Source organism: Saccharothrix saharensis, from assembly GCF_006716745.1.
Taxonomy (GTDB): domain Bacteria; phylum Actinomycetota; class Actinomycetes; order Mycobacteriales; family Pseudonocardiaceae; genus Actinosynnema; species Actinosynnema saharense.
Map to the genome: position 1 here is coordinate 1632570 of NZ_VFPP01000001.1, position 13497 is coordinate 1646066.

The 13497-nt window shown below is 74.0% G+C and carries 2 protein-coding genes; both read right to left on the bottom strand.

All coding sequences use genetic code 11. From position 1 onward, the window contains the following. Positions 1–5 precede the first annotated feature (5 nt). Positions 6–200, bottom strand: a complete 195-nt coding sequence (locus tag FHX81_RS06485) for an MbtH family protein (protein ID WP_141976011.1) — start codon at positions 198–200, stop codon at positions 6–8. Further along, positions 197–13486, bottom strand: coding sequence for a non-ribosomal peptide synthetase (locus FHX81_RS06490; protein ID WP_141976013.1), 13290 nt, complete (start codon positions 13484–13486; stop codon positions 197–199). The genes FHX81_RS06485 and FHX81_RS06490 overlap by 4 nt, the downstream gene beginning before the upstream one ends. Positions 13487–13497: the final 11 nt, after the last annotated feature.

Here is a 13497-nt window from a genome sequence, read left to right on the forward strand (position 1 = left end):
AGCGGTCAGCGCAGGGAGAGGGGGCGCAGGTCGGTCCAGTGCTCCTCCACGTAGGCGACGCAGGCGTCACGGGTGTCGGGGCCGAAGGTGGGCGTCCAGCCGGCCGGGACGTCGGCGAACGACGGCCACAGCGAGTGCTGGCCCTCGTCGTTCACGAGGACGTGGAAGCGGCCTTCGGGGTCTTCGAACGGGTTGGTCACGGCGTGATCCTCCGGTCGGGGTCGGTCGTGGCGTGGTGCAGGTGCGCCAGCACGGCGTCGACCAGGTGTTGGGCGGTGTCGGGGGTGAACAGGTCGGTCGCGTAAGCGAGGTAGCACGGCACCGGGCCGTCGTCCTGCGGTTCGTAGAAGCTGACGGTCAGCTCGGCGGGTGTCGTGCCGGTGGGGACGGCGACCAGTGACCCGGTGCCCCCCTCCAGCGCGGACAGGACCGCCTTCTCGTGGTGCACGATCATGACCTGCGGCTCGACCGGCACCGGCACGTCCGCGTGCTCGAACGCGGCCAGGTCGGTGGCGCGGACGCGGGCCAGCAGCTCGGCGTAGGTGGGGTGGCCTGCCGTGTCGGTGCGCAGCACGACCCGGTTGAAGAAGCAGCCGACCAGGTCGCTCAGCGCCTCCTCGGTCCGCCCGGCCACCATCGTGCCGATCGGCAGGTCCGTGCCGTACGGGGTCAGAGCCGCCGCCACGGCGGCCTGCACGACCATGAACATGCTGGTCCCGGTCTTGGCGGCCAGCCGGTCGACGGCCGCGTGCAGCGCGGCGGGCAGCGTGAACGGCACCACGCCCGCGGGGTGCCGGCCGGGTCGCCGTTCCCCCGAGCACGGCAGGTCGAGCACGGGCAGGCCCCGCAGCGCTTCGCGCCAGAACGCCCGCTGCTCCTCCCCCACCGACTCCACGACTTCCAGCGACCACAACGTGTAGTCCGCGTACGTCACCGGCAGCTCGGTCCACTGCGGGGCCTCACCGCGCCGCCGGGCCGCGTAGGCGTGCTGGAGGTCGCGGAACAGCGGCACGACCGACCACTCGTCCACCGCGAGGTAGCTCATGGTCAGCAGCAGCGCCTGCGCGCCGGACGCGTCCACCACCAGCCGGGCCCGCACGGGCGGGCGGCCGGGTTCGACCGGCTCGGCGGCGAACGCGGTCAGCGCCTCGTCCAGCGCCACCACCGGTTCCACCTCCAGCGGCGGCACCGCCACGGCGCGCTGCACGTCTCCGTCCAGCACCGTGCGCAGCGGCTCGTGCCGTCCCACGACGTCGGCGTGCGCGGCGAGCAGCGCGGGCACGTCGAACGGGGTCCGGGCGCGCAACGCCAGCGCGTGGTCCCACACCACCGGACCCCGCTGCACGGGCGCGAGCGGCAGGTCCACCGGCCGGTCGAAGCGGCGCAGCGGCGGGCGGGCCGAGGTGGCCCCGGTCAGCCTGCCGGCCAGCCCCGCGACGGTCGGCGAGTCGAACACGTCGCGCAGCGCGATGTCGACCCCGAACACCGACCGGATCTTCCCGACCAGCCGCATGGACGCCATCGAGTGGCCGCCGAGGCCGAAGAAGTTGTCGTGGATGCCCGGTGACACGCCGAGGATCTCGGCGAACAGCTCCGCGATCGCCTTCTGCTCCGGTGTCACCGGCCGGTCGTCGCCGGTCAGCGCGGACCAGTCGGGACGGGGCAGGGCACGCCGGTCGAGCTTGCCGTTGGGCGTCAGCGGCAGCGGGCCGTCCAGGAAGACCACCGTCGCCGGGACCATGTACTCGGGGAGCCGTTCGGCGACGAACGCCCGCAGGTCGTCCTCCGTCGCGCCGACGACGTAGCCGACGAGCCTGGTCACGTCACCGGTGCGGTCGGCGAGGACGGCCGCCTGCGCCACGGCCGGGTGCCGGGCCAGCGCGGCTTCGATCTCGCCCAGCTCGATCCGGAAGCCCCGGATCTTGACCTGGGTGTCGACGCGGCCGAGGAAGTCCAGGTTGCCGTCGGCGCGCCACCGCGCGCGGTCACCCGTGCGGTACATGCGGGCCCCGGGCGGGCCGAACGGTGACGCGACGAACCGGGACGCGGTCAGCGCGGCCTGGCCGGTGTACCCGCGGGCCAGGCCGCGGCCGGACACGTACAGCTCGCCGACCACGCCGGGCGGCACCGGCCGCAGCCGGTCGTCCAGCACGTACACGGTGGTGTTCGGGTCGGGGACGCCGATCGGCACGGCGGTGTCCCACTCCGGCACGGCCTTCCACAGGGTGGAGTTGACCGTGGCCTCGGTGAGGCCGTACGCGGCGAGCAGGTTCAGGCGACCGGCCCAGCGCCCGATCACGTCCGGCGGCACGGTCTCGGTGCCGACCAGGACGGTGGAGCCCTCGGGCAGCTCGCAGTCGGCGGGCAGGGCGGACACCAGCGACGGCGGCAGGATCATGTGCGTGATCCGCCGGTCGCGCAGGAAGTCGGTCAGCTCCGGACCGGCGACCCGCACCTCGTCGGGCGCGAACACCAGCCGCCCGCCCACGCACAGCGCCATGGTCAGCTCGAACACGGCCACGTCGAAGCCGACGGACGCGAACTGGAGCACCCGGCTGTCCTCGGTGAGCCCCATCCGGTCGATCGCGGTCGCGGCGAGGCTGGCGATGCCCTCGTGCGGCACCACGACGCCCTTGGGCCGGCCGGTCGAGCCCGAGGTGTAGATCACGTACATCGCCGAGTCCAACGACCGCGGCCCGGTCGCCGCCACCGCGCCCGGCCCGGCGGCCAGTTCGTCGCGCACCGCGTCCGAGTCGAGGAGCAGGACCTCGGCGACGTCCGGGACGGGCGCGGCTTGCGTGGTCACCACCAGCGCGGCGGCCGAATCGCCGATCATGTACGCGATCCGGTCGGCCGGGTGGGAGAGGTCCAGCGGCAGGTAGGCCGCGCCGAGCTTCAGCACCGCGAGCACCGCGGCGACCATGTCCGCCGACTTGGGCACCGCGATGCCCACCACCGACTCGTGCCCGACGCCGCGTGCCGCGAGGAGCCCGGCGATCCGGTTGGACCGGTCGTCCAGCCAGGCGTAGCTGACCGAACGGGTGCGGTCCACCACGGCCACCGCGTCCGGCTTCGCCGCCACGCACCGCGCGAACAGCGTCGTGAACGACTCCTCCGGCACCACCCGGGCGGTGCGGTTGAACTCGTCCACCACGCGGCGGCGCTCGTCGGGCGCCAGCAGGTCGACCGCGCTCACCGGCGCGGTCGGCTTGGCCACCACCGCGCCCACCAGCGTGGTCAGCCGCGCGCCGAGCCGTTGCGCGGTCACCCGGTCGAACAGGTCGGTCGCGTACTCCAGCCGGCACGTCACCGGCCCGTCGACCACCTCGGTGAAGCTGAACACCAGGTCGAACTTCGCGGTCGTGGTCTCGTGGCCCACCCACGTCACCGGCAGCCCGTCGAACGACCCCGCGTCACCGCCGCGGCTGTGGTAGCCGACCATCACCTGGAACAACGGGTTGCGCGCCGCCGACCGGGTCGGGTTGACCCGGTCCACCACGGCCTCGAACGGCACGTCCTGGTGGGAGAACGCGGCCAGCGACGTCTCCTTCACCCGGGCCACCAGCTCGGTGAAGCCCGGGTCGCCGGACAGGTCCGCGCGCAGCACGAGCGTGTTGACGAAGAACCCGACCAGGTCGTCCAGCGCCTCGTCGGTGCGGCCCGCGATCGGCGCGCCCAGCGGGATGTCGTCGCCCGCGCCCAACCGGCCCAGCAGGGCAGCCACCGCGGCTTGCAGCACCATGAACATCGACGCGCCGGACGCCTGCGCCAAAGCCCGCAGCCCGTCGGTCAGCTCCGCCGGGAACTCCACCTCCAGGTCCGCGCCGCGGAACGTCGGCCTGCCCGGGCGCGGGCGGTCGACGGGAAGTTCCAGCTCCTCCGGCGCGCCGGCCAGCGCCTTCGCCCAGAAGTCCAACTGCTCCTCGCCGACGACGTCCAGCACGTCCCGCTGCCACACGGTGTAGTCCGCGTACTGCACGGGCAGCGGCTCCCACGCCGGCGCCGCACCGGTCCGCCGGGCCCGGTACGCGGTCGCGAGGTCGCGCAGGAACGGCCGGTCGGACCACTCGTCGGTGGTGATGTGGTGCAGCAGGATGACGACCAGGTGCTCCTCCGGGGCCAACGACGCGATCGTGACCCGCAACGGCAGCTCGGCGCGCAGGTCGAACGGCCGCTCGACCTCGTCGCGCACGATGCCGGGGACGTCCTCCGCACCGGCCGAGCGCACCACCACGACCGGCGTGACGTCGTGCAGCACCCGTTGGAACGGCGTGCCCTCGCGCTCACCGAAGACCGTCCGCAACGCCTCGTGCCGGTCGACCACGTCACCGACGGCGGCGGTGAGCGCGGCGACGTCCAGCGGACCGTGCAGCGTGAACACCAGCGGGAAGTTGTACGCGGCGGACGTTCCCTCCATCTGCTGGATCAGCCACAACCGCTGTTGCGCCGACGACAGCGGCAGCTCGGCGGGCCGCTCGACGGGCACGAGCGGCGGTCGCACCGACCCGCCGCCGGCGCGCAGGGCCAGTCCGGCGACCGTGGGCGCGTCGAACAGGTCCCGGATCGCCAGTTCCGCGCCCAGTGCCGTCCGGGCCCGGCTGACCAGCCGGGTGGCGAGCAGCGAGTGGCCGCCGAGGTCGAAGAAGTTGTCGTCCACGCCGACCGACGGCACGCCCAGCACCTCGGCGAACAGCCCGCACAGCACCTCCTCCGCCCGGGTCGAGGCGGCGCGCGAGGACGCCGCGCCGGTCACCACCGGCTTCGGCAGCGCCCGCACGTCGAGCTTGCCGTTCACGGTCAGCGGCAACGCGTCCACCGCCGTGATCGCGGCGGGCACCATGTAGTCGGGCAGGCTCAGCTTCAGCTCCTCCCGCAAGCTCGCGGTGTCGACCGCGGACACCACGTAACCGATGAGCCGCTTCACGCCGCCCGGTCCGGCGTCGACGACGACCGCCGCGTGCGTCACGCCGGGCTGGGCGGCCAGCGCGGACTCGACCTCGCCCAGCTCGACCCGGTAGCCGCGGATCTTGACCTGGTCGTCGGTGCGGCCGAGGAAGTCCAGGTTGCCGTCCCGGCGGGCCCGCACCAGGTCACCCGTGCGGTACATGCGGGTGCCGGGCGGGCCGTACGGGTCGGCGACGAACCGCTCGGCGGTCAGGCCGAACCGGTCGTGGTAGCCGCGGGCCAGGCCGACGCCCGCGATGTAGAGCTCACCGGGCGACCCGGGCGGCACCGGCCGCAGGTGGGCGTCGAGCACGTACGCGCGGGTGTTCCGGATCGCCTTGCCGACGGTCGCGGTCTCACTGTCCTCGGTGGACGCACCGAGCGTGTTGATCGTGTACTCGGTGGGTCCGTAGAGGTTGTAGCCGTACGTGCCGGGGGTGTCGCGCAGCCGCTGCCACACCGACTCCGGCACGGCCTCGCCACCGAGCAGCACCAGCGCGGGGACGTGCCCCTCCAGCAGGCCTTCCTCGATCAGCAGTTGCGCGTAGGTCGGGGTCACGTTGACCACGTCGATCAGGTGCTCGTCGCAGTACGCCACCAGGGCCGCCGCGTCCCGGCGCAGCTCCTCGTCGCACACGTGCACCTCGTGGCCCTCGACCAGCCACAGCAGCTCTTCCCACGACATGTCGAACGCGAACGACACGGTGTGCGCGATGCGCAGCCGCCGGCCGCCGGCCGCCGCGATGGCGGGCGCGAAGATCGCCCGCTGGTGGTTGAGCTGCATGTTCGTCAGGCCGCGGTACGGCGTGACGACGCCCTTCGGCCGGCCCGTCGAGCCGGACGTGTAGATCACGTACGCCGGGTGGTCCAGGGAGAACGTCGGCCACTCGACCTCGTCCGGCGCAGGAGGCAGGTCGTCGACGCACAGCGCGTCCGGCACCAGGCCGACCGCCGTGGTCGACAGCACGCACAGCGGCGCGGTGTCCTCGATCATCAGCAGCAGCCGGTCGGCCGGGTGGTCGAGGTCGAGCGGCAGGTACGCGGCCCCGGTGCGGAGCACCGCGAACAACGCCACCACCATCTCGGTCGTGCGCGGCAGCGCGAGCGCGACCACGCGTTCCGGCCCCGCGCCGCGGCTGATCAGCAGCCGGGCCAGGGTGTCGATCCGGTCCTGCAGCTCGGCGTAGGTGAGCCGCTGGTCGCCGAACACGAGCGCGGTCGCGTCCGGGGTCCGGCGGGCTTGGGCGACGAGCAGGTCGGCGATGGTCTCGGACACCATCGGGTTGGTGCTGGCGTCCCACTCGGCCTCCAGCGCGCGCCGTTCGTGGTCGGGCAGCACGTCGAGGGTGCCGACCAGCGCGTCCGGTGCGTCGACCAGGCGGCGCAGGACGGTGGTGTACCGGGTGAGCAGGGCTTCGGCGGCGTCGGCGGCGAAGGTGTCCGGCCGGGACGCCAGCGTGACGCGGGTGCGGGCGCCGGGCGTGATGATGAGGGTCAGGGGGAAGTGCGTGCCGTCCACGTTGGACACGTCGAGCACGCCGTGCCGGGACGCCAGCTCGCCCTGCCGGTCGTCGCCGTCGCCGGTGCGCAGCACGAACAGCGTGTCGAACAGCTGCCGGTGCCCGGCTTCCTGCTGGATCTCCCCCAGGCCGACGTGCTCGTAGGACATGAGCGCGGTCCGCTCGGCCTGGACGCGGCGCAGCAGCTCCAGCACGGTCTCGCGGGGGTCGAGGGCGATCCGGGTGGGGATGGTGTTGAGGAACATGCCGATGACGTGCTCGACGCCGTCGACCTCGACCGGGCGGCCCGCGACGGCGGTGCCGAACACCACGTCGTCCCGGCCGACCTGGCTCGCCAGCACCAGCGCCCACGCGGCGTTGAACACGGCGTTGGCGGTCAGGCCGTGCCGCCGGGCCTGCGCCCGGACGCGGTCGGTCAGCTCCTCGGTCAGCTCCTGGTGGACCTCGGCCGGGATGACCGGCTCGCGGGACCGGTCCGCGGGGGCGACCAGGGTCGGCTCGCGCAGGCCGGACAGGGCGGTGCGCCACGCGCGCAGCGCCGCGTCGTGGTCCTGCCGGGCCAGCCACGCCAGGTAGTCGCGGTAGGAACCGGGCGGCGGGAGCTCGGCGTCGGCGTCGCGGTACAGCTCCAGCAGCTGCTCCAGGAACAGCCACGCCGACCAGCCGTCCCACAGGATCAGGTGGTGGGTGATGACGAGCCGGTCGCGGCCGTCGGGCAGCCGCAGCACCAGGAACCGGCACAGCGGCGGCGCGGCCAGGTCGAACCGCTCGCGCCGGTCGGCGGCCAGCAGGTCGGGCACGTCGGCGTGGTCGGCGTCGACCACGCGCAGCGGGATCTCCAGGCCGGGCGCGATGAACTGCACCGGTGCCGGCACGCCGTCGCTGGTGAACCCGGCCCGCAGGCTGGGGTTGCGCGCCAGGAGCACGGCGCCCGCGCGGCGCAGCCGGTCGACGTCCAGCCGGCCGGCGAAGTCCATCGTCTCCTGGGACAGGTAGACGTCGAGCGCGCCGGTGTCGTAGCTGGAGTGGAAGTACAGGCCTTCCTGCAACGGGGACAGCGGCCACACGTCCTCCGCCTCGGGCAGGGCCGCGCGCTGCTCGTCGGTCAGCACGAGCAGCGGCGCGTCGTCGGCGGTGCCGTCCTCGGCCTGGACGGCGGCGAGCGCGGCGACCGTGCGGTGCTCGAACACGTCGCGAGGGCTGATCCCGATGCCCAGCCGGCGGGCCCGGGTGGACACCGCGATGGACGTGATGCTGTCGCCGCCGAGGGTGAAGAAGTCGTCGTCCACGCCCAGCTCGGCCAGGCCGAGGACGTCGGCGAACACCTCGCACAGCAGGCGTTCCCGCTCGGTCTCCGGCGCACGCCGTCCGGTCCTGTCCGGGGTGGGCGAGGGCAGCGCGTTCTGGTCGAGCTTGCCGCTGGGGGTGAGCGGGAAGTCCGGCAGGGCCACGACCGCGTGCGGGACCATCGCGGCGGGCAGGGCGTCGGCGATCCCGGCCCGCACCGCGTCCAGGTCGACGTCGGCGGGCGTCACGTACGCCAGGAGCCGGTTGTCGCGGGCGATGACCGCGGTCCGCGCCACGCCGGGCAGCGCGACCAACGCCGACTCGACCTCGCCGAGCTCGATCCGGTTGCCGCGCACCTTGACCTGGCGGTCGGTGCGGCCCAGGTAGACGAGCGCGCCGTCGGCGCGGCGCACGACCAGGTCGCCCGTGCGGTACATGCGGTCGCCGGGCGCGCCGAACGGGTCGGCGACGAACCGCTGCGCGGTGAGCGCGGACCGGCCGTGGTAGCCCAGCGCGAGCTGGACGCCCGCCAGGTACAGCTCGCCCGGCACGTTCGCCGGGACGGGCCGCAGGAACGGGTCGAGCACGTGCAGCCGGGTGTTCCAGACCGGGCGGCCGATCGGCACGGCGTGGTCCGGCGCGCCGTCGTACTCGAAGTGCGTGACGTCGACGGCGGCTTCGGTGGGGCCGTAGAGGTTGTGCAGCGGCACGCCGGTGAGGGCGCGCCAGCGGGCGGCGACCTCGCCGGTCAACGCCTCGCCGCTGCTGAACGCGCGGCGCAGGCTCGTCGACCACGCCGCGTCCTCGTGCACCTCGGGCACGGTCAGGAACGCGGCCAGCATCGACGGCACGAAGTGCAGGGTGGTGACGCGCTCGCGGCGGATCAGGTCGGCGAGGTAGGCGGGGTCGCGGTGGCCGTCCGGCTTGGCGAGCACGACGGCCGCGCCCTCGCACAGGGCCCAGAAGAACTCCCACACCGAGACGTCGAAGCTGGACGGGGTCTTCTGCAGCACGCGGTCGTCGGCGGTGAGGCGGTACTCGTGCTGCATCCACGCCAGCCGGTTGACGATGGCGCGGTGCGTGACGACGACGCCCTTGGGCCGCCCGGTCGAGCCGGAGGTGTAGATGAGGTAGGCGGGCCGGTCCGGGTGCGGCGCGGGGAGTTCGCCCTGAGGTGCTCCCGTGTCGGCGCAGTCCTCGGGCCGGACGACGGCGGTCGCGCCCGAGTCGGCCAGCATGAACTCGACGCGGTCGGCCGGGTAGTCGAGGTCGAGCGGCAGGTAGGCGGCGCCGGCCTTGAGCACGCCCAGCAGGGCCACCATCAGCTCGGCGGAGCGCGGCACGGCGACCGCGACGACGTCGTGGCCGTGCAGCCTGTGGGCCAGCGCGGTGGAGCGCCGGTCCAGTTCGGCGTAGGTGAGGGTGACGTCGTCGTGGACGACGGCGGTCGCGTCGGGGGTGAGGGCGGTCCGGGCGGCGATCCGGCTGACGAGCGTGCCTTCGGGGACGTCGGCGGCGGTGTCGTTGAGCTGCCGGAGCCACTCGGTCTCGGCGGTGGTGACGAGGTCGAGGCTCGCGACCGGCCGGTCCGGGGTGGTGGCGAACGCGGACAGCAGGCGGACCAGCCGTTCGGCCAGGGACGCGGCTTCGGCGTCGGGGACGCGGTGCTTGAGGCGCAGTTCGATGCGGTCGCCGGGCAGGACGATCAGCGCCAGGGGGTAGTGCACCTGGTCGCGGATCTCCACGTCGTCGACCACGTCGGGGAAGTTCTCGACCACGACGAGGGTGTCGAACAGCTCGCCGTGCCCGGTGACGCGCTGGATCTCGGCCAGGCCCAGGTGCTGGTGGTCCAGCAGCCGCGCCTGCTCGGCCTGCAGGTGGGTGAGGACGGTCGCGAGGCCGTCGTCCCCCCGCCACCGCTGGCGGACGGGCACGGTGTTGATGAACAGCCCGACCGCGTTCTCGATCCCGGGCACCTCGGCCGGGCGCCCGGCCACGGTGGTGCCGTAGACGACGTCGGCCCGCCCCGTGAGGCCGCCGAGGAGCAGGCCCCACGCGCCGTGCAGCACGGTGCTGAGCGTCAGACCACGCCGCCGCGCCTGGCCGACCAGCGCCGCGCTCAGCTCGGCGGGCAGCTTCACCCGGTGCTGTCCGTGCCGCGGCGACACCTCACCCACCGGGGCCGCCTCGCGGAGACCCCCGCCCAGAGCTGCGCGGGCGTCCCCGCCAAGGGGACCCCTGTTCTTATTCTCCCACCGGGGTACGACAATTCCGGCGACCAGCGTCGGCTCGTCCACATCGGACAGCGCAGCGCGCCAAGCGGCGTGCGCCGCGTCGCGGTCACGGCTCGCCAGCCACGCGAAGTAGTGCCGGTGGTCGACCGGCTCCACCCGGCCACCCACCAGCTCCCGCCGCAGCAAGCCGACCGACCACCCGTCCAGCAGGATGTGGTGCAGCGTCAGCACCAGCCGGTCGCCGTGCCGGGCCGCCCGCATCAGCGGCGGCCGGGAGAGGTCGAACGGCTCGGCCCGTTCCGCCGCCAGCACGGCCTCGACGTCGTCACCGGCCGGGTACTCGCGCCACGGCAGCGCCAGCGCGTCCGCGATCACCTGCTCCACGCGCCCGCGGTCGGTCTGGCGGAACCCCGCGCGCAGCAACGGGTGCCGGTCCAGCAGGCCCTGCACCGCCTCCCGGTCCACGTCCAGGCTCAGCACCTCCTGCACCACGTACGAGTCGTCCGCGTCGTACTGCGCGTGGAAGAAGAAGCCCTCCTGCAACGGTGACGCCGGCAGCACGTCCGACGAGAACCCGTCCAGGGAGACCTCCGTCCCGACCGCGCGGGCGACCCGCGCCAACCCGGCCACGGTCCGGTGCTCGAACACCTCGCGCGGCGTGAACTCCAGGCCCGCCGCCCGCGCCCGCGACACCAGCTGCATCGTGACGATGCTGTCGCCGCCCAGCTCGAAGAAGTTGTCGTGGACGCCCGGCGTCAACCCCAGCACGGCCTCGACCAGGTCCACCAGCACCTGCTCGACCGGGTTCGTGGCCGGCGCGTCACCGCCGAGCGCGGTCCAGTCCGGCTCCGGCAGCGCCGCCCGGTCCAGCTTGCCGTTCGGCGTCAGCGGCAGCGGCCCGGCCACCGGCACCACCACGGACGGCACCATGTAGTCCGGCAGCGCCGCGGCGACGTGCTCCCGCGCGTCCACCGGCGCGACCGAGCCGACCACGTACGCGACGAGCCGCTTCACCCGCCGGTGGTCCTCCCGCACCAGGACGGCGGCCTGCGCGACGCCGGGGTGCGCCATGAGCGCGCTCTCGACCTCGCCCGGCTCGATCCGGAACCCGCGGATCTTCACCTGGCCGTCGGAGCGGCCCAGGAAGTCCAGGTTCCCGTCCGCGCGCCACCGCGCCCGGTCGCCGGTCCGGTACATCCGCGCGCCGGGCGCCCCGAACGGGTCGGCCACGAACCGGGACGCGGTCAGCGCCGCCTGCCCCCGGTAGCCCCGCGCGAGCCCGCGCCCGCCGACGTACAGCTCGCCCTCCACGCCCACCGGCACCGGCCGCAACGCCGAGTCCAGCACGTAGCAGCGGGTGTTCGGGTCCGGCACGCCGATCGGCACCGGGCCGGTCCAGTCCGGCTTCGCGGGCCACAGCGTGGAGTTCACGGTCGCCTCGGTGAGGCCGTAGGCCGCCACGACCCGCAGCCGCCGCGCCCACCGGGCGATCAGCTCGGTCGGCACCGTCTCCGTGCCCACGACCAGCACCGCGCCCGCGGGCAGCTCGCACTCCGGCGGCAGCGCCGCGACCAGCGACGGCGGCAGGATCATGTGCGTGGCCTCGTGCGCGGCGATGTAGGAGGTCAGCTCGTCGCCCGCGACGCGGCGGTGCGACGGCACGACGACCGCCCGCCCGCCGACGCCCAACGACATGCACAGGTCCCACACGGCCACGTCGAACCCGACGGACGCGAACTGCACCACCCGGCTGTCCGGGGTGATCCCGATCCGGTCCACGGCCGTCGCGATGAGGCTGCCGATGCCCTCGTGCGTGACGACGACGCCCTTGGGCCGGCCGGTCGAGCCGGACGTGTAGATCACGTACGCGGCCTGGTCGAGCGCGATCGGAAGGCCCAGGTCGGAGCCGTCGGCGGGCAGGTCGAACCGGGTCTCCGGCGTGATCACGAGCTTCGCGCCCGCGTCGGACACCATGTGGTCGACGCGGTCGCGCGGGTGGTCGAGGTCCAGCGGCAGGTAGGCCGCGCCCGCCTTCATCACCGCGAGCAGCGTCACGACCAGGTCGGCCGAGCGGGGCAGGGCCACGCCCACGACGTCCTCGGCTCCCACGCCCGCCGCGACGAGCGCGCGGGCCAGCCGGTTCGCGGCGGTGTTCAGCTCGGCGTAGGTCAGCGACACGTCCTCGCACACCACCGCGACGGCGTCGGGGCGCAGCGCGGCCTGGCGTTCGACCGCACCCGGCCACGTCACCTCGTCCACCTCGCGCGGCGCCGTGCCGAAGTCGAGCAGCCGGGCGCGTTCGTCGTCGTCGACCAGGTCGATCAGCGCCACCGGCTGGTCGGGGTCGGCGTCGAGCACGCGCAGGAACCGCCGCTGGTGGTCGGCCAGCTCGTCGGGCGTGCACACGGCGGCGTTCGCCTCGAACGTCACGACGAGCCTGCCGTCGGCGCGCTGGAGGAACGACGTGGTCAGGTCGTTGACCGGGCCCAGCGACAGCATGTGGAACGCGGGGTCGAGGTCGGCGAACCCCATCTCGCGACCGAAGCCCAGGTAGTTGACCGTCGGCCCGACCAGCTCGGGGATGCCGTCGCGCAGGCCGAGTTCGCGGGCCAGGTCCTCGCCGCGGTAGGCGCTGTGCGGGACGACCTCGCGGATCTCGCGGTCCACGGCGGCGATCAGGTCGGTGATGGTGGTGCCCGGTCGCACGGTGACGCGCAGCGGCAGCACGGTGGACGCCATGCCGGGCGTGACCCGGCTGACCGCGTCCCGCCGCCCGGTCACCGGCATCGCCAGCACCAGGTCGGTCGCGCCGGTCACGCGGTGGGCGTAGGCGGCGACGGCGGCGAACACCTGCCGGGAGGACAACGGGTTCGGCAGCTCGACGGTGCGGCGGATGACCTCGCGCACCTGCCCGGCGGCCCGCGGCACGAGCCGCACCGGCTCGGGGTGGTCGGCCATCTTCGCGTGCCAGAACGCGCGGTCCGCCTCGCGGGCCGGTGACCCGCGGTAGGCCAGGTCGGCGTCGACCAGCGCCTGCACCGGCTTCGGCCGCGGCTCGGCGGAACCCTCGTACAGCTCGCCGGCCCGTCTGGTGATCAGCACGCAGCCGTACGCGTCGACCACCAGGTGGTGGTAGCGCTGGTACCAGAGCACGTGGTCGTCGGCGATGCGCAGCAGCGCGTGGTGGAACAGCGGACCGTCGGCGATGTCGGTCAGCCGGGCCATGTCGTCGTCCATCCACGCCCGCGCGTCGGCCACGGAGTCGAACGACAGCAGCGTGACGTCGGTGGTCGGCGGCGCCGGGACCTGGCCGTCCTCGGTGAAGCGGACGTGCAGCGCGCCGGTCTCGCCGACCACCTGCCGGACCGCCGCCTCCAGCCGGTCGTGGTCGACCGGACCGCGCAGCTCCAGGTACCAGGCGACGTTGTAGACGGGGTTGTCGGGCTCCAGCTGCTGTGCCAACCAGACACCGGTCTGAGCACCGGTCAAGGGCAGCGCCATGGTCACAACCT

Excerpts from the sequence above, each read along its gene's own strand:
- FHX81_RS06490 (WP_141976013.1), bottom strand. The coding sequence starts at position 13,486 with ATGGCGCTGCCCTTGACCGGTGCTCAGACCGGTGTCTGGTTGGCACAG.